At 60.8% G+C, this 18,978-nt stretch carries 21 protein-coding genes; 9 read left to right on the forward strand and 12 right to left on the reverse strand.

Annotated features, from left to right (window positions below; genetic code table 11):
- Position 1: 1 nt before the first annotated feature.
- From amyA to ACJ8PI_RS02605, 4 genes are all read right to left on the reverse strand, one after another.
- A complete protein-coding gene (gene amyA / locus ACJ8PI_RS02590) occupies positions 2 to 1,492 on the reverse strand; it encodes an alpha-amylase (protein WP_033647018.1) in 1,491 nt (496 codons plus the stop codon).
- 118 nt (positions 1,493 to 1,610) lie between these two features.
- Positions 1,611 to 2,267, reverse strand: a complete 657-nt coding sequence (locus tag ACJ8PI_RS02595; RefSeq protein WP_033647017.1) for a DUF799 domain-containing protein — start codon at positions 2,265 to 2,267, stop codon at positions 1,611 to 1,613.
- Positions 2,264 to 2,620 carry a DUF4810 domain-containing protein gene (locus tag ACJ8PI_RS02600; protein WP_033637573.1) on the reverse strand — a complete coding sequence of 119 codons (357 nt, stop codon included), beginning with the start codon at positions 2,618 to 2,620 and terminating at the stop codon, positions 2,264 to 2,266. Before ACJ8PI_RS02600 ends, ACJ8PI_RS02595 begins: the two co-directional genes overlap by 4 nt.
- An 18-nt stretch (positions 2,621 to 2,638) precedes the next feature.
- The gene (locus tag ACJ8PI_RS02605) at positions 2,639 to 3,310 is read right to left on the reverse strand and encodes a CsgG/HfaB family protein (RefSeq protein WP_033647014.1); all 672 of its coding nucleotides are present in this window, start codon (positions 3,308 to 3,310) and stop codon (positions 2,639 to 2,641) included.
- A gap of 481 nt (positions 3,311 to 3,791) precedes the next feature.
- Between ACJ8PI_RS02605 and ACJ8PI_RS02610 the strand changes: the two genes are divergently transcribed.
- Positions 3,792 to 4,697 (forward strand): bifunctional helix-turn-helix transcriptional regulator/GNAT family N-acetyltransferase, encoded by a 906-nt coding sequence (locus ACJ8PI_RS02610; RefSeq protein WP_080353487.1) that lies wholly within the window; start codon positions 3,792 to 3,794, stop codon positions 4,695 to 4,697.
- 84 nt (positions 4,698 to 4,781) lie between these two features.
- A complete protein-coding gene (locus ACJ8PI_RS02615; protein WP_164134041.1) occupies positions 4,782 to 6,080 on the forward strand; it encodes an SLC13 family permease in 1,299 nt (432 codons plus the stop codon).
- Here ACJ8PI_RS02615 and dapF read toward each other — a convergent pair.
- The 3 genes from dapF to bhsA (ACJ8PI_RS02630) all read right to left on the reverse strand — a co-directional run bounded on the left by dapF (position 6,055) and on the right by bhsA (ACJ8PI_RS02630) (position 7,752).
- Positions 6,055 to 6,930, reverse strand: coding sequence for a diaminopimelate epimerase (gene dapF / locus ACJ8PI_RS02620; RefSeq protein WP_164134042.1), 876 nt, complete (start codon positions 6,928 to 6,930; stop codon positions 6,055 to 6,057). The two genes, ACJ8PI_RS02615 and dapF, sit on opposite strands and share 26 nt — an antisense overlap.
- 113 nt (positions 6,931 to 7,043) lie before the next feature.
- On the reverse strand, positions 7,044 to 7,301 hold the full coding sequence (bhsA, locus tag ACJ8PI_RS02625; protein ID WP_087762142.1) for a multiple stress resistance protein BhsA: 258 nt from the start codon (positions 7,299 to 7,301) through the stop codon (positions 7,044 to 7,046).
- 193 nt (positions 7,302 to 7,494) lie between these two features.
- The gene (gene bhsA, locus ACJ8PI_RS02630) at positions 7,495 to 7,752 is read right to left on the reverse strand and encodes a multiple stress resistance protein BhsA (RefSeq protein ID WP_442528078.1); all 258 of its coding nucleotides are present in this window, start codon (positions 7,750 to 7,752) and stop codon (positions 7,495 to 7,497) included.
- Between the two features lie 176 nt (positions 7,753 to 7,928).
- On the opposite strand from bhsA (ACJ8PI_RS02630), the gene ACJ8PI_RS02635 reads away from it, so the two are divergent.
- Complete coding sequence (locus ACJ8PI_RS02635) at positions 7,929 to 8,573, forward strand: TetR/AcrR family transcriptional regulator (protein ID WP_033637579.1); 645 nt, start codon at positions 7,929 to 7,931, stop codon at positions 8,571 to 8,573.
- Positions 8,574 to 8,608: 35 nt separating this feature from the next.
- Here ACJ8PI_RS02635 and ACJ8PI_RS02640 read toward each other — a convergent pair whose 3' ends face one another.
- The 4 genes from ACJ8PI_RS02640 to ACJ8PI_RS02655 all read right to left on the reverse strand — a co-directional run bounded on the left by ACJ8PI_RS02640 (position 8,609) and on the right by ACJ8PI_RS02655 (position 11,841).
- Positions 8,609 to 9,427 (reverse strand): MetQ/NlpA family ABC transporter substrate-binding protein, encoded by an 819-nt coding sequence (locus tag ACJ8PI_RS02640; protein ID WP_033653453.1) that lies wholly within the window; start codon positions 9,425 to 9,427, stop codon positions 8,609 to 8,611.
- A gap of 19 nt (positions 9,428 to 9,446) precedes the next feature.
- Positions 9,447 to 10,115 (reverse strand): methionine ABC transporter permease, encoded by a 669-nt coding sequence (locus ACJ8PI_RS02645; protein ID WP_033637581.1) that lies wholly within the window; start codon positions 10,113 to 10,115, stop codon positions 9,447 to 9,449.
- Positions 10,108 to 11,133, reverse strand: a complete 1,026-nt coding sequence (locus ACJ8PI_RS02650; RefSeq protein WP_041034030.1) for a methionine ABC transporter ATP-binding protein — start codon at positions 11,131 to 11,133, stop codon at positions 10,108 to 10,110. The genes ACJ8PI_RS02645 and ACJ8PI_RS02650 overlap by 8 nt, the downstream gene beginning before the upstream one ends.
- 264 nt (positions 11,134 to 11,397) lie before the next feature.
- Positions 11,398 to 11,841 carry an acetyltransferase gene (locus tag ACJ8PI_RS02655; protein WP_015377088.1) on the reverse strand — a complete coding sequence of 148 codons (444 nt, stop codon included), beginning with the start codon at positions 11,839 to 11,841 and terminating at the stop codon, positions 11,398 to 11,400.
- A 241-nt stretch (positions 11,842 to 12,082) separates the two neighbouring features.
- Between ACJ8PI_RS02655 and ACJ8PI_RS02660 the strand changes: the two genes are divergently transcribed.
- The 3 genes from ACJ8PI_RS02660 to ACJ8PI_RS02670 all read left to right on the forward strand — a co-directional run bounded on the left by ACJ8PI_RS02660 (position 12,083) and on the right by ACJ8PI_RS02670 (position 14,779).
- Positions 12,083 to 12,955 carry an oxygenase MpaB family protein gene (locus ACJ8PI_RS02660; protein ID WP_164134043.1) on the forward strand — a complete coding sequence of 291 codons (873 nt, stop codon included), beginning with the start codon at positions 12,083 to 12,085 and terminating at the stop codon, positions 12,953 to 12,955.
- Between the two features lie 163 nt (positions 12,956 to 13,118).
- The gene (locus ACJ8PI_RS02665) at positions 13,119 to 14,222 is read left to right on the forward strand and encodes a suppressor of fused domain protein (protein ID WP_033653450.1); all 1,104 of its coding nucleotides are present in this window, start codon (positions 13,119 to 13,121) and stop codon (positions 14,220 to 14,222) included.
- 29 nt (positions 14,223 to 14,251) lie between these two features.
- Positions 14,252 to 14,779 carry a cysteine hydrolase family protein gene (locus tag ACJ8PI_RS02670; RefSeq protein WP_033653449.1) on the forward strand — a complete coding sequence of 176 codons (528 nt, stop codon included), beginning with the start codon at positions 14,252 to 14,254 and terminating at the stop codon, positions 14,777 to 14,779.
- Between the two features lie 33 nt (positions 14,780 to 14,812).
- Here ACJ8PI_RS02670 and ACJ8PI_RS02675 read toward each other — a convergent pair whose 3' ends face one another.
- Positions 14,813 to 15,688: an NAD(P)-dependent oxidoreductase gene (locus ACJ8PI_RS02675; RefSeq protein WP_033653447.1), complete on the reverse strand. Its 876-nt coding sequence runs from the start codon at positions 15,686 to 15,688 to the stop codon at positions 14,813 to 14,815.
- A 279-nt stretch (positions 15,689 to 15,967) separates the two neighbouring features.
- On the opposite strand from ACJ8PI_RS02675, the gene trpS reads away from it, so the two are divergent.
- From trpS to phnD, 3 genes are all read left to right on the forward strand, one after another.
- A complete protein-coding gene (gene trpS, locus ACJ8PI_RS02680) occupies positions 15,968 to 16,975 on the forward strand; it encodes a tryptophan--tRNA ligase (RefSeq protein WP_164134044.1) in 1,008 nt (335 codons plus the stop codon).
- Between the two features lie 117 nt (positions 16,976 to 17,092).
- A complete protein-coding gene (phnC, locus tag ACJ8PI_RS02685) occupies positions 17,093 to 17,926 on the forward strand; it encodes a phosphonate ABC transporter ATP-binding protein (protein ID WP_038880081.1) in 834 nt (277 codons plus the stop codon).
- 41 nt (positions 17,927 to 17,967) lie between these two features.
- On the forward strand, positions 17,968 to 18,900 hold the full coding sequence (phnD, locus tag ACJ8PI_RS02690) for a phosphonate ABC transporter substrate-binding protein (protein ID WP_025302014.1): 933 nt from the start codon (positions 17,968 to 17,970) through the stop codon (positions 18,898 to 18,900).
- Positions 18,901 to 18,978: the final 78 nt, after the last annotated feature.

Genomic DNA, 18,978 nt, shown 5'->3' on the forward strand with positions numbered 1-18,978 from the left:
CTTACAGGCTGGCGGCCGGCACCCAGACGCTGACGCTGCCGGCGTTGACCGGGAAATGGGCGCTGCCCTGGTCGTCGGTGGTGATTTCCTCCTGACGGTTGCCGAGGAAATCGCGCCAGGCGGTGTGCGCCAGATCGGCGCCCAGCGCGACCGTCTTGCCGCTTTCGCCGCCGTTGGTCAGCACCACCACGCAGCCGGGGGCCTCGGCGGTGCCGGCGCGGCTGAAGGCCACGCAGTGGCTGTCGTCGAAGTAGTCGGTTTGCGGGCCGTTGGCGAAACGCTGGCGGGCGGCGATCAGCTTCTCCAGCTCCGGGATCGCCGGCATATCAATCTGGTACTCGCCGCCGTCGCGCCCCTTGTCGCGGTAGCTGGCGCCATACAGGTCGGGATAAAACACGCAGGGCACGCCCTGTTCGCGCAGCAGGATCAGCGCGTAGGCCAGCGGTTTGAACCAGGGTTCCACCGGCGCTTCCAGCGACTGCAGCGGCTGGGTGTCGTGGTTGGCGACCAGCGTCACCGCGTGGGCCGGATCGGCGGCGGTCAGGGTATCGGTGAAGATTTGCGCCATGTCGAAGCCGTCGCCCTGTTTCGACGCCTGATGAAACTTCAGGTGCAGCGCCACGTCGAACAGCATCACCTTGCCGTCCACCAACTCGATGTATTGCTGCAGCGCGCTCAGATCGTGCGACCAGTATTCGGCAACGATCAGCAGGTCGCGCTGCGCGCTGTCGCGCACGTGATCCGCCCACTCTTTGAAGAACCAGGCGGGAATGTGTTTGGCGGCGTCCAGGCGGAAGCCGTCGCACGGCAGGCTTTCCAACAGCCAGCGCGCCCAGTATTTGAGCTCCTCCGTCACGGCGGTATTGCGGAACTCCACGTCGGCGCCCATCAGATAGTCGTAGTTGCCCTTTTCGTCGTCGACCTGATCGTTCCAGCCGTCGTCGCCATAGTCGTTGGCGATTTTGAACACCCCTTTGTCGTCCGGCTGCTCAACGTAGTCGACGCCGCTGAAGCATTTGTAATCCCAGATAAACTCGGAATGCACGCCCTGGCGGCCGGGAAAGGTGAAGCGGGTGTAGGCCAGCGCGTCGAAGCCCTGGTCGTCGATGTCGTTGCGGTTGTTGGCGTCCACCTTGAACACGTGTACCTGTTCTTTCTCGTCCGCGCCGAGCTTGTGGTTGAACACCACGTCGTAGAGCACCCCCACGCCGTGTTCGCGCAGCGTATTGGCGGCGTGTTCGAGCGCCGCCTTGTCGCCGTATTTGGTGGCCACGCTGCCTTTCTGGTCAAACTCGCCGAGATCGAACAGATCGTAAGTATCGTAGCCGACGGAGTAGCCGCCGGAAGCGCCCTTGCAGGCGGGCGGCAGCCACAGATCGGTGATGCCCAGTTCGGCGAGGTGCGGCGCGCGCTCGGCGGCCTCCTGCCACAGTTTGCCGCCGTCGGGGTAGTACCAGTGGAAGAATTGCAGCAGGGTGGTTTTTTTCGTCATGAGCCAGCGTCCCGGTTAGCCAGAAGGAGAGGAGCAGTTGCCGTTAAAGCATGGGCTACTTTTGGCAAAAGGGACAAGTTTGGCATAGGCGGCCCGAGAAGGCCGCCCGAGAGACGGCTTAACGCTGGCTGGCGTAATGAGGTGAGCGTGGGCCATAAAGAATGGCGCCGTTCTGACCTGTCGCCGATAGCAGGCGGGTGTTGGCGATGGCGCCAACATCAAATCCTTTGTCGCTGATGGTATCGGCGATTTGCGAAATCGCGGCGCTGATCACCATGCCCAGCAGGCCACCGGAGTTGTTGTTGCCTTCGTTGCTGGATGCGGTGGCGGTGCCGGCCCACAGCTGTTTGCCGTTGCGCAGATCGACCAGGCGAGCGGCTACGGTAACGCGGGTTTCGCTGCTGATCACCATGTAGCTGGTGCCGTATTGCGTGACATCCAGGTACAGCACGGTGTCGGCGCCGAAAATCTGGTGCAGTTTTTTCGGACTGACGGCGCGGATGTCGTTGGCGTTGGTTAGGCCGTTTTGCAGGAAGGTTTCCTCCACTACAGCGACCGGCAACACATAGTAACCGGCCTCGGCCAGCGGCAAGGTGGCGCTGGCGAGCACGCTGTGGCTGGCTTTGACGTCCGGCGACTGGTTAACCGGCGGCAAGACCAGGATCGACTTCGGCTTGCTCTCATGGAACGCCGCATAGTCATAAGGCGTCTGCTTGGCACAGCCGCTTAGCAACAGGGTGGCGGCAACGGCGAGGAAAGTGAGTACACGTTTCATTTAAAGCTCCCTTTATCCCTGGCCATCAGGAAATTCATAAACGGCGCCGACTCCGGGAACAGCGTTTTTTCCGTGTTGAATTCATTCATGGCTTGTCCGTCGTTGCCGATTTTGCTGTACAGCAGCCCCAGCTGCGCATGCAGACCTGGCGGTACGGCTTTATCCTTGGCGCGGGATTTCTCGACGATCTCTTTCAGCGTGGCGATCTGCTGCTCAGGGCTTTGCCCCTCCTGCTGGTAGTATTGATAGAGAGAAGTCTGGTAGCCATCCCAATTGTAAAGCGTTTTCGGCGCGGCGCAGCCGGCCAGCAGGGTCGCTGCAAACAGCGCCCCGCCCATTTTTTTAGTTATCATCTTTCTGCTTCTATTCCGTTAGTTAGCAGGGCGCCATGCGCCGTTTTCGATACCGGTGACCAGGTTATTGACGGCTTCACGCACGGCCAGATCCAGCACCTTGCCGTTGAGGGTGGAGTCGTAGCTGGCGGTGCCCCCGAAACCGATGATTTCGCGATTGGACAGTTCGTATTCACCGGCGCCCTGAGCGGAATAGACGACTTCTGAGGTCTGTACGTTTACGACGTTCAGATTGACTTTGGCGTAAGCGACCTGTGATTTACCACGGCCCAAAATCCCCCACAGCTGATGATCGCCGACTTCTTTACGGCCGAATTCGGTGACATCGCCGGTAATCACATAGTTGGCGCCTTTCAGCGTTTGCGCCTTCCCTTTAATGCCGGCTTCAGTTTTCAACTCTTCCATGTTGGCGCGATCCAGCACGTTGAAACGGCCAGTCTGCTGCAAATGCGTGATCAGGATAGTCTTGGACTGATTGCCCAGCCGATCGACGCCATCGGAGAAGATGCCGTTCATGTAGCTGGATCGGTTGTCGAATTTGCCGACGGCGATAGGGCTGCGTGGGCCCTGATAAGTGGTGTTGTAGGAAGCCACTTTCGGCACTTCCAAAGAGCGGGAGGATTCGGTCGCGCAGCCCGCCAGCAAAGTGACGGAAAGGGCAACGGAACAGACGGCGAGTGATTTTTTCATTGGCATGCGATCTCTCCATGAGCATAAAACAGCGCGGGAGCAACCCGCGCCCGACGTTGACATAACTAACGTTGCCGCCGTTATGGAAACGCCGCGATCCTGCCATGAATATGTAACAAATTACAACAAGATATCGGCATTAATGCCGTTATTAACATTATTGTAACCTATTGGAATGCAATGAATTAGTATCGATTTTCTCTTGTCATCACAGCGTTTTCCACGATTGTGCATTTTTTGTCTGGGTTATTGTCTTTTTAATCGCAAACATATGGCCATTAATCCTGAAATATTTTAACTAATCAGTTTGTTGTATTGAGTAATGTTACGTTTTGCATCAACTCCTGTGTTATGCCGGGGTTCATGACGGCTTGATGATCCGTTAAGGTAGTGAAAAATAGGTAACACTATCAACCAAGTGTCATTTTTCATCGGTAGCTAATCGGGGATATCAATTGTGAACATCAGGGATTTCAGAGCATTGGCGCGTAGTTTGGTCAGAGAATTCGGTATGTTGAACAAGCAGAGCAACGGCTCGCGCTTTTCGCCGCTGCAGATCCATCTGATGATCGAAGTCAGCGAGCAGCCGCTGGGCGTCACCGAGCTGGCGGCCCGGCTTTGCATCGACAAGGCCAGCGCCAGCCGGGCGCTGCGCAGCCTGGTGGCCGCCGGCGTGATAGAAACGGTGGATCATCCGGATGACAAGCGGCACAACCTGCATCGGCTGAGTAAAAAGGGCGGCAAGGCGCTGGCCGGCATCGAGAGCGACGCCGACGGTTTTATGCAGGCGGCGCTGGCGCAGTTGGACGACGATGAGCTGGCGAGCACCACGGCGGCGATGAAAAAGATGACCGCGGCGCTGCGCAGCGCGCGCAAACAGCGCGACGCCAACCTGCGGGTGCGGCCGATCGCCGCGCGCGACGATGCGGCGATGGCGGCGATCATTCGCGACGTGTTTCGCGAGTACGGTATGGACAAGATGGAAGGCGTCAGCCTGCACGATCCGGATCTCGATCGGCTGACCGGCCTGTATCGCGACAACGGCGGCCACTACTGGGTGCTGGAGCGGGACGGGCAGGTGGTGGGGGGCGTCGGCATGGCGCCGCTGGCGGGCGAAGAGCCCGGCTATTGCGAGCTGCAGAAACTGTTCTTCAAGCCCGGCGCGCGCGGGCTGGGCATGGCGCGCTATATGGTGGTGCAGGCGCTTAAGGCGGCGCGGGCGGCGGGGTATCGCTACTGCTACCTGGAAACCACCGAACAGTTGAAAGAGGCGATCGGGCTGTACTACGCGCTGGGGTTCACGCTGTTGACGGAACGGCGCGGCAACACCGGCCATCACGGCTGCAACGTGTGCATGCTGAAAAATCTGCAGAACGACGATATGTGAGCGGTTTCAAGGTTAGCGCCCGCGCCTTGTGCCACCCTGTTAACCGTTTGATAACAATCACAACGTTTTATCAGGGAGGAAACTATGTTGGGGGATCCGATGGCGCTGTCCGCGCTGGTCACGCTGGTGGTCATCGCGCTATGGGCCAGCGCCCGCTTACCGGAGTATCTGGTCGCGCTGCTGTTCTTCGCGGCGGTGATGGTGTTGCAGCTGGCGCCCGCCGCAGTGACCTTTTCCGGTTTCGCGTCTTCCGCATTCTGGCTGGTGCTCAGCGGTTTCGTGCTGGGCACCGCCATCCGCAGCACCGGCTTGGCGGATCGCCTGGCCAACCGACTCTTGCCGCACCTGGCCGGCTCCTGGCCGCGCCTGGTGGGCGGCGTGGTGGCGATAAGCTACGCGCTGGCGTTTGTCATGCCTTCCAACATGGGGCGCATTACGCTGTTGATGCCGATCGTCATGGCGTTGGCCGATCGCGCCGGTCTGGCGGAGGGCACGCGCGGCCGCATCGGTTTGGCGCTGGCGGTGGGGTTCGGCACCTTCCAGCTCTCCGCCAGCATCCTGCCGGCCAATGTGCCCAACCTGGTGATGAGCGGCGCGGCGGAAAGCGCCTACGGCAGCCACTTCGCTTATCTCTCTTACCTGCTGTTGCACGCCCCGGTGCTCGGGATCGCCAAAGGCGCGCTGCTGACGCTGTGCATCTACGGCCTGTTCCGTGCGCGGCCGCAGCCGGTGGCGGCCGAGGCGGCGCAAACCCCGCTCAGCGCCGCCGAATGGCGGCTGATCGCGCTGTTGGGCGCCACGGTGTTGCTGTGGATGACCGACAGCTGGCACGGCATCGCTCCCGCCTGGATCGGGTTGGCGGCGGCCTGCGTGTGCCTGTTGCCGCGTATCGGGTTTCTCAACGGCGAGCAGTTCGCCGCCGGGGTTAACGTGCGCACCTGCATCTACGTGGCGGGGATCCTGGGGCTGACGGCGCTGGTCAGCCACTCGGGGCTTGGCGATCGGTTGGGCGGTGCGCTGCTGGCGATGATGCCGGATCTGCACGGCAAACCGTTCACCGCATTCGGTTCGCTGGTGGGGATCACCGCATTGCTGAATTTCGTGGTGACCGCCAACGGCGTGCCGGCGCTGTTTACCCCGCTGGCGCAGGCGCTGTCCGCGGGCAGCGGCCTGCCGCTGCTGACGGTGCTGATGACCCAGGTGATCGGTTACGCCACGCCGCTGCTGCCGTATCAGGCTTCGCCGATCGTGGTGGCGATGGGGATGGGCAAAGTGCCGGCGCGCGAAGGGCTGAAGCTGTGCCTGCTGTTGGCCGCGCTCAGTTTTGCGCTGCTGGTGCCGTTGGACTATCTGTGGTTCAGACTGCTGGGGTGGATCCCGTAAACAGCCCCGCGCCGCCGGCAAAACAATCTTCGTCCAGCGTCAGGGTGGCGATTTTATGCACCGGTCCGCGCATGCTGACCTGAAAATCGCCGCTGAAGGCGATCTGCAGTTCGCCGCCAGGCATCCGCACGCTAACCCGATCGCCGACTCGTCCCAACTTGCGCATCACGCTGGCGGCGGCGCAGCTGCTGCTGCCGGAGGCGAGGGTAAAACCGGCACCGCGCTCCCAGATGCCGATGCGCAGCGTCTGGCGATCGACCACCTCCACCAGTTGTACATTGGTGCGTTTCGGGAACAGCGGATGGTGTTCAATCTGCGGTCCGAGCCGATGCACCTGCGCCAGATCAAGTTTCTCCACCGGCACCACGCAGTGCGGGTTGCCCATCGACACCAGCGAAACGCTTAACGTCTCCTCCCTCAGGGGCAGGGGATAGTTCAGCGCCTCCGGCACATCGATCAAGGCCGGCAGCGCCGCCGGGCTGAAATTGGCGCGCCCCATCTCCACGGTTATCTGATGCGCGTCTTCCGCCACTTGGCAACGCACGTCGCCGCCGGCGGTGTGCACCAGAAACGGCTGATGCCCCACGCGCTCGCTGTCGAACAGATACCGCGCGTAGATACGCAGGCCGTTGCCGCTTTTCTCCGCTTCGGAGCCGTCCGGGTTGATGATGCGCAGGGTGGGATTGACGGCGTCGCCGCTGTCGATCAGCAGGCCGTCGGAACCGATGCCGTAATGCGGGTGGCACAGCAGGCGGATCTGTTCCTGGCTCAGACGATCGGCGACCGAACGGTGGCATACCAGATAGTCGTTGCCCAGGCCGTGATATTTGTGAAACAGCAGGGGAGTCATGTCGTTGCTCGGCTCAGCAAAAAAAGGTTGCTACAGCTTACAACAGAACGTTGGCGTCAAAACAAACAAAAGGCGGCCTGAGCCGCCCTTTTGCACGATTACCTATCTGGCAATTAATTGTAGATGATCGCGGTACCGTGCAGTTTGTTGTCGCCGGTGGTGGCGATGATCTGGAAGGATTTGGCGCCGGCCGCGTCGGCTTTGGCCGCCAGTTTGTTTTCCAGGCTGCTCAGGTCGGAAGCACCGCTGACGGTAACGACGCCGGCTTTTTGCAGATCGGCCGGTTGAGCGTTGACCAGTTCGGCGGCGAAGCTGCCGAAAGAGACGGAGGCCAGTGCGATGGCGGCGATGATCATTTTCAGGTTTTTCATGGTCTTATTTCCTATCTATGTTCTTTACGATGTTTGTTTTGTAAGGTCGTTAAATTAATTAACGATCGATAATTTAATGTTAGATGCCGGTTTGACGGATTGCAAGTATTTTTTTAATGCTCGTTAATTAATTTTTTCTGATGCCCTGGCGTCGGGAGCAGAATTTTTCGCGATCCGCTGGTTTAATGTCTTGTTATTGATAGATTTCTGCGGTGCCATGCAGCTGGTTGTTACCGCCGGCGCCGATGATGCGGAAGGATTTGGCACCCGCCTGATCGGCTTTGGCGGCCAGGCTGCTTTCCAGCGAGGTCAGATCGGACGCGCCGCTGACGGGGATGACGCCCACTTTCTGCTGGTCTGCCGGTTGGTTCTGGACTAAATCGGCGGCGAAGCTGCCGAAGGAAACGCTGGCCAGAGTGAGAGCTGCTAAGGTTAATTTTAAGTTTTTCATAATGTTAATTCCTTTCCGATAACGGTGAATAGAGGGTTTTAATCCGCTTCGCTAAATTATCTTAACGATCGATAACTAAATGCTAATCGGTTCTCGACGAAGGCGCAATATTTTTTTATAATGATCGTTAATTTATTTGTGCTAACCCTGCCGTGGAGCGGGATAGGAGAGGAACGATGAGCATCAATGAAGAGGTTTGCGGCAAGAAAAGCCGCGGCAGACCGAAACAATTTGATCGCGACCGGGCGCTGGAAAGCGCGCTCGATCTGTTCTGGCGGCACGGTTATGAAGCCACCTCGCTGGCCGATCTGGTGGAAGTGACCGGCGCCAAGGCGCCGACGCTGTATGCGGAATTCGGCAACAAGGAAGGAATGTTCCGCGCGGCGGTGGAACGCTATCTGCAAAAATACACCACCTGCACCAACCAACTGTTGGAGCAGGATCTGCCGGTGGCCGAGATCGTCGAGGCCTACGTGCGCTCTTCCGTTGAAGTGTTTACCGACCCCGATACGCCGTCAGGCTGCTTTATGGTGTGCGCCTCGGCCGCGCTGTCGTCTGCGTCCGACGACGTCGCCCAGATGCTGCGCAGGAAACATCATGCGCAGGAAGCGGCGCTGAAGGCCTGCTTCGATCGCAAGGTGCAGCAGGGCGAACTGCTGGCGAAAACCGACACCACGCTGCTGGCGAAATACGTGATTTGCACCATTGAAGGCATGTCGGTGCAGGCGCGCGAAGGGGCAAGCCGGAGCGATCTGCTGCGGTTGCTGGAGGCGTTGATGCTGGTGTGGCCGCGGCTCAGCCAGATTGGCAATAAGGTGTAACAACCGGCCCGGCTTTTACCGGGCCGTGTAACCCATTACTGATTGACCGGGATCACCGCGCCCTGGTATTTCTCGCGGATAAAGTCCTGAATCGGTTTGGAGTGCAGCACCTTCACCAGCGCCACGATCTCCGGTTTGTTCACGTCGGCCTGGTGCACGGTGATGATGTTGGCGTACGGGTTGTTTTCGCCGCTTTCGACCGCGATCGGATCTTTGGTCGGGTTCAGCCCGGCGTCGATGGCGTAGTTGGCGTTGATCACCACCGCGTCGCCTTCGTCGTTGTTGTACATCTGCGGCAGCAGCGCGCCCTCAACGTTGGCCTGGAATTTCAGGTGTTTCGGGTTTTCCACCACGTCGGTGATGCGCGCGTCCACCTTGCTTACCCCCGGCTTCAGCTTGATCACGCCTTCCCGCTCAAAAATAGACAGGATGCGGCCTTCTTCCGCCACCGCGTCGCGCATGATGATTTTGCCGTTTTCCGGCAGATCTTTCAGGCTCTTGTACTTCTTCGAGTAGATGCCGATAGGCTCAATATGGATCGCGCCGGCGCTGACGAAGTCGTAGCTCTTGTCGTCGGCGTGGTCTTTCAGCACCGAGTTCAGATAAGGCACGTGCTGGAAGTAGTTGGCGTCGATGTCGCGGCTGGCCAGCGCGGTGTTCGGCAGGATGTAGTCTTGGAAGCGCTTGATCTGCAGATCGATGCCTTCCTTCGCCAGTATCGGCTTGGCCTGTTCGAGGATCTCGGCGTGCGGCACGTTGGAGGCGCCGACCACCAGCTTGGTCGCCGCGGCGGCGCCGTAAGAGGCGAGTGTGGCCACGGAGGCGAAAGCCAACATCAGTAGGTGCTTTTTCATCATCGTTTTCCTTGGTTAATTAACGTTTATCGAGCGTTCTTGTCAGGGTGTCGCCGATGAACTGAATGACGAAAACGATCAGCAGAATCGTCAGCGTCGCCACCAGCGTCACGTCACTGTGGTTGCGTTGGAACCCTTCCAGATAGGCCAGGTTGCCCAGGCCGCCGGCGCCGATCACCCCGGCCATCGCGGTGTAGCTCACCAGCGCGATCAGGGTGACGGTGATGCCGGAAACCAGCGCCGGCGAGCTTTCCGGCAGCAATACGCGGAAAATCAGGGTACGGTTTTTGGCGCCCATCGAGCGCGCCGCTTCGATCACCCCTTTGTCGACCTCGCGCAGCGCGATCTCCACCAGCCGGGCGTAGAACGGCGCCGCGCCGACGATCAGCGCCGGCAGGGCCGCATCCGCGCCGAGAATGGTGCCGATCAGCGATTTGGTGAACGGGATCAGCAGCACGATCAGAATGATGAACGGAATGGAGCGGAAGACGTTGACCAACACGGAGATCAGCGAGTAGACCGCCCGGTTCTGCCACAGCTGGCCCTTCGAGGTTAAAAACAGCAGCACGCCGAGCACGATGCCCAGCACCAGCGTGGCCAAACCGGCGATGCCGGTCATGTACAGCGTTTCCCAGGTGGCGTCCCACAGTTGGTCCAGACGCAGGTGGGGGAACAGGGATTCAATCATGTTGGATAACCTCGACGGCGATATCTCTTTCGTGCAGCAGGCTGAGCATGTCGGCGACTTGTTGTTCGTTGCCTTCGGCGTGGATGTACAGTTCGCCGAACGAACCGTTGAGGGTGTGGCTGATCTTGCCGTGCAGAATGTTGATGGTCAGGGCGTAGCGCCGGATCACTTCGGCGATCACCGCCTGATGAGTCTGCACACCCACGAAGGTCAGCTTGAAAATCGCCCCCGGCAGATGAGCGGTGAGCAGCGGGTTGAAGCTCTCTTCGGTATCCGCATACTGCGACACCTGTTTGACGAACTGCCGGGTGATCGGCTGCTGTGGCCGGGTGAACACGTCGAGCACCGGGCCTTCTTCGACGATGCGGCCGTTTTCCATCACCGCCACTCGGTGGCAGATTTTGCGCACCACGTGCATCTCGTGGGTGATCAGCACGATGGTCAATTTCAGCTGGCGGTTGATGTCCAGCAGCAGGTCGAGAATGGCGTCGGTGGTCTGCGGGTCGAGCGCCGAGGTGGCCTCGTCGCACAGCAGCACGCTCGGGTTATTGGCCAGCGCGCGGGCGATGCCGACGCGCTGTTTCTGGCCGCCGCTGAGCTGCGAAGGGTAGGCGTCTTCACGCCCCTGCAGGCCGACCAGCGCGATCAGTTCCGCCACGCGCGGCGCAATCTGCGCCTTGGGCACGCCGGCGATCTGCATGGAAAAAGCGATGTTTTGGCTGACGGTGCGCGACCACAGCAGGTTGAAGTGCTGAAACACCATGCTGATTTTCAGGCGCGCCTGGCGCAGATGGCTGCCTTTGGCGCGGGCGATATCGAAGCCGCCTACGTCAATGCGGCCGCTGGTGGGCGTTTCCAGGCCGTTAAGCAGGCGGATGAGCGTACTTTTGCCGGCGCCGCTGTAGCCGATGATGCCGTAAATTTGCCCGGCCTCTACCGCCAGACTGACGTTGTCTACCGCCACGACGCGGCCCTGTGTGCTGTCAAAAGTTTTGCAAACGTTCGAAAGAACGATCATAGCGAAGCGGATCCTTATCGATACATCACAGCATTCCGTCCAGAGCGCGGTGCGCCGGACAGGGATCGTTCGGCTTTTCGGCGGGCACAACCCGGCGGGGAGTGGCGGACGGAACCTCTGTTGCGGGTGAATACCGGGCAATCCTACCGAGGGTTTATAGTGACAGGAAGAATGTAAATTCTATTACTTATTCTGATTTGATATATAAAACGGCGGGTGAAACAGGGGGGGAGAAAACCGGCCGCAGGGCGGCCGGCGGGAGGGCTAGCGTTTGTCCAGCTTCATGTGCAGCAGCGGGAACGGGTTGCCCTGGCCGTCGAGCGGCGAGCGGCCGGTGATGACAAACCCGTAGTGGCGATAGAAACCGCTGGCCTGCGGATTTTGCTCGTTCACGTCCAGCTGCAGCTCATCGTGCAGCGTTTCCGCGTGGGTCAGCAGCGCTTTGCCCACCCCTTTGCCGCGCTGATCGGCGTCGATAAACAGCATCTCCACCTTGTTGCCGTTCAGGCCGATAAAGCCGCAGGGGTGCCCCGGCCGCTCTTCGGCCACCCAGACGTTAACCGCCGGCAGGTAGTCGTTCAGCACCAGCGGGAACAGCTGCGCGATGTTGTCTTCGGTTAAAAAATGGTGAGTGGCGCGCACCGAACGCAGCCAGATATCTGCCAATTGCGCGTTGTCTTCCGCCGCGCGTGCTCTGATGGTAATCATCGAACTCTCTGCTATCTAAGTTGGAGGAAAAAAACTAGATAGAGGTTTTGTGGGGTTAGTGCCGAATTAACGTGGGTTAACGCCCTGCAAAGCGCCTCTGCAGTGGATCGAATAGGCCCGCCTTTCTGCCGACGGTATAATAAATGTAATTCAGTAAGTTAATGCTTTCAACCGCCGCAGGGCGCAATGAGGTGCCCGCCGCGTGATACACTGGCCACTGAATGAGCGAGAGGGCAGCAGGATGGAAGCGGTACGCGCAGCGATAGAAAAACAGGTGCTCAGCCTGACTGGGCTGGCGCTCGGCGGCGTCGATTTTGAGAACCCGCCGGGCGATCCGGGCTTGTTCGGCCCGCAGTCGGTCATCTGGCAGGTTCATCGCGATTTCACCCCGATGCTGTGCGGCGGCGTCAGCGCCTTGCTGCTGCAGATGCTGCACCCGCTGGCGCTGGCCGGGGTGTGGGATCACTCCAACTTTCGCGAAGATATGATTGGCCGCCTGCGCCGCACCAGCCAGTTCGTGTCGGTCACCACCTTCGGCCCGACCGCCGAGGCGGAGCGGCTGATCGCCAAAGTCAAAGCCATCCATCTGCGGGTGACCGGCGTCGGCAGCGACGGCACGTCTTATGCCGCCAGCGATCCGGCGCTGCTGACCTGGGTGCACGTCGCGGAGAGCAGTCGTTTTCTGGCCAGCCACCTGCGCTACCGCAACCCCCATCTTTCCCGCGATTTGCAGGATCAATACTACCGCGAAGCGGCGCGCGTGGCCGCCGCGCTGGGGGCGACCGCCATCCCTCAGTCCTGCGCGGAGGTCGAAGAGTACCTGCAGGCGATGCGGCCGCAGCTGGTCTGCGATGAACGCACGCAAGAGGTGGCGCGCATTCTGCTGAAGGCGCCGGCGCCGAGCGCATTGGCGCGCCCGCTCGGCGGGGTGGTGATGCAGGCGGGCATCGATCTGTTGCCCGAATGGGCGCAGCGGCAGTTCGGTTTTCATCCGGGCGCGCTGCGGCGGCGGCTGGTGCGAACGGGCGCCGCAGGCCTCGGCAAGGTGCTGGGCGCGTCGATGCGCAACGGCTCCTATCAGCGCGCGGTGCGGCGCATCACTCAGTCGTCATGAGCCACAGCCGCTATAATTAGTCTTTGTTTATCTTCGTTTACGGCCGCTTTTGAGACTTTTACGGGTGATCCGGCCAGTAATGCGTTTTACACTTGGGGGCAAAACCACATTCCATTTTTAGCGCGCAGCCGATTCTGCCGCGCCCTGACCCTATTGAGGTGATATGAACGAGTCATACGTACTTGCTGAAGTCAGCAATGAGAACCAGACGCTGGTTGCGGTGGTTCAGCAAGGGAGCAGGGCAGCCTATTTTTATATCTATCCCGCCGAAGCCTACAGCGATCGCTATCAGGTGCGCGCCTGCTGGCTGCGCAACCTGGCCGCCGCGCCGCTGCAGGAAGATCGCGCCGCGCTGGAACAAGGGCAGCCGCCGATGCTGGCGGCGGAGTATTGCCGCAACCTGGAAGGCGAAGCGCCGCTGAACCCGGAAGGGCTGATGGTGGTGTGGAGCGAAAGCGACGACGGCGCGGCCCTGTGGTATTACGGCCAACTGCTGGCGGTGATCCCCGGCTGGAGCCTGTATATCGACCATTCGGTGTGCTATTCCGCCAGCTGCATCAAGGAGAGCCCGCTGGCCTATCCGCTCGGCTCGGCCTCGACCAACACCCAGTATGCGCAGGCGGAGAGCACCCGCCAGTTCTGGCGCAGCTGGCAGCGTGAAGAGGGCAACCCGTGGCCGAAGATGCAGCGCGATTTTCAGGCGCGCTATGAGCCGCATTTCGGCCCTTCGGTGAAGTACTACGCCATCGATCAGGGCAAGTGGCCGCCGATGGCCATCACCCAGCACGAGCGCGACGGCATCTATTACTTCCTCACCATGGGGGTCAGCATCCGGCCGATGCCGTGGGTGGAGATCCTGTTCAACGACGAGGCTTCGCGCTATCGCCGTATGGAGATGGCGATCGCCATCGACAGCCAATACATGACCGAAGACAACGCGGTGCAGATGGCCAGCGCGCTGGCCGGTTTCGCGCATGCGCCGTGGGCGCGGCTGACCTGGATCGGCGAAGGGCATACGCTGGAGTCGGACGTGGCGCCGCTGGGCTACGAGGGCTATATTTTATCGTCGTCCTTCTACCCGCATAACGCGCACCTGACTCTGCCGCAGCAGTACGGCGATCCGGTGAACCTGTTTTGGGCCAGCCCGGTGTTTACCGCCGAGCGGCAGCTGGCGCACGCCACGCCGAACGGCGGGCACGATCTGGTGAACCGGCTGCGCGAGCAGGGCGTCGACCATATTTTCCGCCCGCGCCAGCCGGTGTGCTGACGCCACTTATCTTCTCTTCGGGAGCCGCCATGACCAGCGCGCTGTTGATTATCGATGTGCAGGAAGGATTGTTTACGCCGCCGCCGGCGGATGCCGCGGGCACCGTTGCGCGTATCAACCAACTGAGCGAGCGCGCCCGCCGGGCGGGCGTGCCGGTTGTCGTGATTCAGCACCACACGCCGGACGACGAACTGCCGCACGGCAGCGCCGCCTGGCAAGTGCTTGCGGCGCTGAAGGTGGCGCCGGGCGATCATCGGGTGGATAAAACCACGCCGGACTCGTTCCTGCGCACCTCACTGGGTGCGTTACTGATTGCCAACGGCGTATCGCAGCTGGTGGTTTGCGGCTATTCCACGCCGTTTTGCATCGATACCACGGTGCGCAGCGCGGCGGCGCACGGCTATCCGGTGACGCTGGCGGCTGATGCCCACACCTGCCACGACAAACCCTATGCCGACGGTCTGCTGATCCGCACCCACCATAACGAGACGCTGTCGAATATCGAAAGCTTCGGCGTGCCGATCCGCGCCGTGCCCGCGGCGGACATCGTGTTCTGAGAACAGAAAAACGGGGGCCTCAGCCCCCGTTCGTTATTTCAGGCCCGCCCGCCGCGCCGCCACCTTGGCCAGCGCCGCCCAGTCCAGATCCGCATCCCCCTGCGCCATCGCGTCGAGGAAGTTGTCTTTCAGCACCCCGGCGAACGGCATCGGCGTATGGCTGTCGGCGCCGGCGGCCAGCGCCAGCCCGACGTCCTTCAGCCCCAGCGCCAGCCGGAACCCGGCGGGGGAATACTTCTCGGCGGCGATCAGCGCGCCATAGCCCTGATAGGCCGGGGCGGCGAAGACGGTGCCGCCCAGCATCTGCAGGTAGTCGGCGCCGGACACGCCGTAGTTGCGCACCAGCGCGCTGCCTTCCGCCATCGCTTCAATGGCGCTGGCCAGCGTAAAGTTGGTGGCGATTTTGACCACGTTGGCCTGCGCCGGATCGGCGCCGAAGTGCCAGGTTTTCTGGCCGAGGGCATCGAACAGCGGCTGCGCTTGCTTCAGCCGCTCGCTATCGCCGGCCGCCAGAATATTCAGCTTGCCGGCGGCGGCCACGTCGACCCGCCCCAGCACCGGCGCGGCGAGATAGCCGATGCCGTGTTCCGCATGCAGCGCCGTCAAACGCTTGGCGAGTTCGACCGAGATGGTCGCCATATTGATATGCAGCGCGCCCGGTTTCATCCGTTGCAGCAACCCGCTGTCGACCACCACCTGTTGCGTGGCGGCATCGTCTGCCAGCATGGTGATCAGCACGTCGGCATCGGCCAGCTGTTCCGGCCGTTCTGCCTGCTGCGCGCCGGCGCTCACCAGCGGCTGCGCCGCCTGCGGCGAGCGGTTCCATACCGTTAAGGTGAAGCCCGCCTGCAACAGGTTGGCCGCCATGGCGCTGCCCATCCCACCCAGTCCGGCAAATCCGATCTTCATCATGCGCTCCTTTTTCAGGTTGAAGGTTTTACCCTAGCGCGCCAGGGCAGGAACGCAAATGCCGGAGTGTAACGCCGTCTTACGCGCTATTGACGCGTTGCCGCTGCGGGTATACCTTGATGCCATGAATATATCGATGCACTCCACCCACAATCAGTCATGGTGGCGCCTCTTCTGAGGCGGCACGAGTATTCACATCTCTTATTAATGCCGCCGGTTTGGCGGCATTATTTTTTGTGGCGTTGATCCGGCGGTCTACAGACCTTCAGGAGCACTGTCATGAGCTACACCATTCTTACCGGCGATCGCGCCACCGGCCCACTGCATTTAGGCCACTTCGTCGGCTCGCTGCGCCAGCGCGTGGAACTGCAGCACCAGCATAACCAAACGGTGATGGTGGCGGATCTGCAGGGTCTGACTGACAACGGTAACAACCCGCAAAAAATCAGCGCCAACGTGCTCAACGTGGTGGCCGACTATCTGGCGGTGGGCATCGATCCGCATAAGACCACGATCTGCCTGCAGTCGGCGCTGCCGGCGTTGGCCGAGCTGACGATGTACTACCTTAATCTGGTCAGCGTGGCGCGGCTGGAGCGCAACCCGACGGTGAAAAACGAAATCGCCGAGAAGGATTTCGCCCGCAGCCTGCCGGCCGGTTTTCTGATCTATCCGGTCAGCCAGGCGGCGGACATCACCGCCTTTGGCGCCACCCACGTGCCGGTCGGCGAGGATCAGCTACCGATGCTGGAGCAAACCAATGAGATCGTGCGGCGTTTCAACCACATCGTCGGCCAACCGATATTAACGGAGTGCCGGCCGTTGTTGAGCAACGTCGGGCGTCTGCCGGGGCTGGACGGGCAGGGCAAGATGTCGAAATCGCGCGGCAACGCCATTCAGCTTGGCGCCGGCGCCGACGAGGTGCACAAGGCGGTGATGAGCATGTTCACCGACCCCGGCCATCTCAACGTCAGCGATCCCGGCCGGGTGGAAGGCAACATGGTGTTCACCTACCTGGACGCCTTCTGCGAAGACACCGCGCTGGTGGCGGATCTGAAGGCGCACTATCGCCGCGGCGGGTTGGGGGACGTGAAAATCAAACGGCTGCTGGAGGATTGCCTGCAGAGCCTGCTTGAGCCGATCCGCACCCGCCGCGCCGAATTCATCGCCGATAAAGGCGAGCTGACGCGCATCCTGCAGCACGGCACCCGCCGCGCGCATCAGGTCAGCCAGCAGACGCTGCAACAGGTCAAGACGGCGCTGGGGCTGGACTTCTTCACCCTGGCGTGAGGTGAACGCCGGGGCGGCACGCGTCACGCCCCGGCCATAAAACCATCATCCCACTGTCATAAACTTATCCGTTAATAGGTGCCCATAATGATTAGCCACTGAAACCAGAGAAATCATATGGCTCAGGCACTGTTAAAATTGGCACAGCACGACTTTCCAGGGCAGCACGCCGCCGCATCCCGCAAAGTATTATCGGTAAAGGGACTCGGCAAGGCCTACAAAGCGCAGCAGCGCGTGCTGGATGACATCAATTTCGATCTGCACGCCGGCGAATTCGTGGCGGTGATCGGCCGCTCCGGCGCGGGCAAGTCCACGCTGCTGCACACCCTGAACGGCACCATTCCTTCCAGCTGCGGCGAGATGCTGCACTTCGAAGACGATGGCGCGGCGCAGGATATCGCCCAGCTGGCCGGCCGCCAGATGCGCCAGTGGCGCGCGCGCTGCGGCATGATCTTCCAGGACTTCTGCCTGGTGCCGCGGCTGGACGTGATGACCAACGTGCTGCTGGGCCGCCTGAGCCACACTTCCACTCTGAAATCCTTCTTCAAACTGTTCGATGACGCCGACCGCGCTCGCGCCATCGAGCTGTTGCAGTGGCTCAACATGCTGCCGCACGCGCTGCAGCGCGCCGAGAACCTCTCCGGCGGCCAGATGCAGCGCGTCGCCATCTGCCGCGCGCTGATGCAAAACCCGCAAATCCTGCTGGCCGATGAGCCGGTGGCGTCGCTCGATCCGAAAAACACCCGCCGCATCATGGACGCGCTGCAGAAAATCAGCGAAGACGGCATCGCGGTGATGGTGAACCTGCACTCGGTCGAACTGGTGAAAGAGTATTGCTCGCGGGTGATCGGCATCGCCCACGGGAAGATCGTGTTTGACGGGCATCCTTCGCAACTGAACGAACGGATCCTGCACCAGCTGTATGGCGAAGAAGCCAATCAGATCCATTGAAGCACTTTTGACCTTTACCCTTTACACACAAGGCACACCTAATGAAAAAAGTATTGAGTCTGACCACCCTGATGGCCGGCGCGATGATGGTATTTAATGCTGCCGCAGCGGATGCGCCGAAAGAGCTGAACCTGGGCATTCTCGGCGGCCAGAACGCCACCCAGCAGATCGGCGATAACCAGTGCGTGAAGCAGTTCCTGGACAAAGAGCTGAACGTCGATACCAAGCTGCGCAACTCGTCCGACTATTCCGGCGTGATCCAGGGCCTGCTGGGCGGCAAGATTGACCTGGTGCTGAGCATGTCGCCGTCGTCGTTCGCCTCGGTCTACATCAAGGATCCGAAAGCGGTGGACATCGTCGGCATCGCGGTCGACGACGTCGACCAGTCGCGCGGCTACCACTCGGTGGTGGTGGTGAAGGCCGGCAGCCCCTACCAGAAACTGGAAGATCTGAAGGGCAAGGCCATCGGCTTCGCCGATCCGGATTCCACCTCCGGCTTCCTGATCCCGAACCAGGCGTTTAAAAAGCTGTTCGGCGGCACGGTCGACAACAAATACAACAACACCTTCTCCAGCGTCACCTTCTCCGGCGGCCACGAGCAGGACATCCTCGGCGTGCTGAACGGCCAGTTCGAAGGTGCGGTGACCTGGGCGTCGATGATCGGCGACTACAACACCGGCTACACCAGCGGCGCGTTCACCCGCATGATCCGCATGGATCATCCAGACCTGATGAAGCAGATCCGCATCATCTGGCAGTCGCCGCTGATCCCGAACGGCCCGATCCTGGTGAGCAACTCGCTGCCGGCCGACTTCAAGGCCAAAGTGGTCACCGCCATCAAGAAGCTGGATAAAGACGATCACCAGTGCTTTATCAAGGCGATGGGCGGCAAGCAGCACATCGGCGACACCACCCTGGCGGAATACCAGACCATCATCGATATGAAGCGCGAGCTGACCAAAGGCGACCGTTAATTCCCGGCTGCCCTGGCCGTTCGAATGAAGGGGTTCAGCGTGCTGAGCCCCTTGTTCCATAAAGATGGAAGACCTCTT

The organism is Serratia sp. CY82433 (assembly GCF_052166535.1).
GTDB classification, from domain to species: domain Bacteria; phylum Pseudomonadota; class Gammaproteobacteria; order Enterobacterales; family Enterobacteriaceae; genus Serratia; species Serratia sarumanii.

Bases quoted from the DNA above. Each gene is read 5' to 3' on its own strand.
- amyA (WP_033647018.1), bottom strand. From the start codon at position 1,492: ATGACGAAAAAAACCACCCTGCTGCAATTCTTCCACTGGTACTACCCC.
- ACJ8PI_RS02595 (WP_033647017.1), bottom strand. From the start codon at position 2,267: ATGAAACGTGTACTCACTTTCCTCGCCGTTGCCGCCACCCTGTTGCTA.
- ACJ8PI_RS02600 (WP_033637573.1), bottom strand. From the start codon at position 2,620: ATGATAACTAAAAAAATGGGCGGGGCGCTGTTTGCAGCGACCCTGCTG.
- ACJ8PI_RS02605 (WP_033647014.1), bottom strand. From the start codon at position 3,310: ATGAAAAAATCACTCGCCGTCTGTTCCGTTGCCCTTTCCGTCACTTTG.
- ACJ8PI_RS02615 (WP_164134041.1), top strand. From the start codon at position 4,782: ATGTTGGGGGATCCGATGGCGCTGTCCGCGCTGGTCACGCTGGTGGTC.
- dapF (WP_164134042.1), bottom strand. From the start codon at position 6,930: ATGACTCCCCTGCTGTTTCACAAATATCACGGCCTGGGCAACGACTAT.
- bhsA (WP_087762142.1), bottom strand. From the start codon at position 7,301: ATGAAAAACCTGAAAATGATCATCGCCGCCATCGCACTGGCCTCCGTC.
- bhsA (WP_442528078.1), bottom strand. From the start codon at position 7,752: ATGAAAAACTTAAAATTAACCTTAGCAGCTCTCACTCTGGCCAGCGTT.
- ACJ8PI_RS02635 (WP_033637579.1), top strand. From the start codon at position 7,929: ATGAGCATCAATGAAGAGGTTTGCGGCAAGAAAAGCCGCGGCAGACCG.
- ACJ8PI_RS02640 (WP_033653453.1), bottom strand. From the start codon at position 9,427: ATGAAAAAGCACCTACTGATGTTGGCTTTCGCCTCCGTGGCCACACTC.
- ACJ8PI_RS02645 (WP_033637581.1), bottom strand. From the start codon at position 10,115: ATGATTGAATCCCTGTTCCCCCACCTGCGTCTGGACCAACTGTGGGAC.
- ACJ8PI_RS02650 (WP_041034030.1), bottom strand. From the start codon at position 11,133: ATGATCGTTCTTTCGAACGTTTGCAAAACTTTTGACAGCACACAGGGC.
- ACJ8PI_RS02655 (WP_015377088.1), bottom strand. From the start codon at position 11,841: ATGATTACCATCAGAGCACGCGCGGCGGAAGACAACGCGCAATTGGCA.
- ACJ8PI_RS02660 (WP_164134043.1), top strand. From the start codon at position 12,083: ATGGAAGCGGTACGCGCAGCGATAGAAAAACAGGTGCTCAGCCTGACT.
- ACJ8PI_RS02665 (WP_033653450.1), top strand. From the start codon at position 13,119: ATGAACGAGTCATACGTACTTGCTGAAGTCAGCAATGAGAACCAGACG.
- ACJ8PI_RS02670 (WP_033653449.1), top strand. From the start codon at position 14,252: ATGACCAGCGCGCTGTTGATTATCGATGTGCAGGAAGGATTGTTTACG.
- ACJ8PI_RS02675 (WP_033653447.1), bottom strand. From the start codon at position 15,688: ATGAAGATCGGATTTGCCGGACTGGGTGGGATGGGCAGCGCCATGGCG.
- trpS (WP_164134044.1), top strand. From the start codon at position 15,968: ATGAGCTACACCATTCTTACCGGCGATCGCGCCACCGGCCCACTGCAT.
- phnC (WP_038880081.1), top strand. From the start codon at position 17,093: ATGGCTCAGGCACTGTTAAAATTGGCACAGCACGACTTTCCAGGGCAG.
- phnD (WP_025302014.1), top strand. From the start codon at position 17,968: ATGAAAAAAGTATTGAGTCTGACCACCCTGATGGCCGGCGCGATGATG.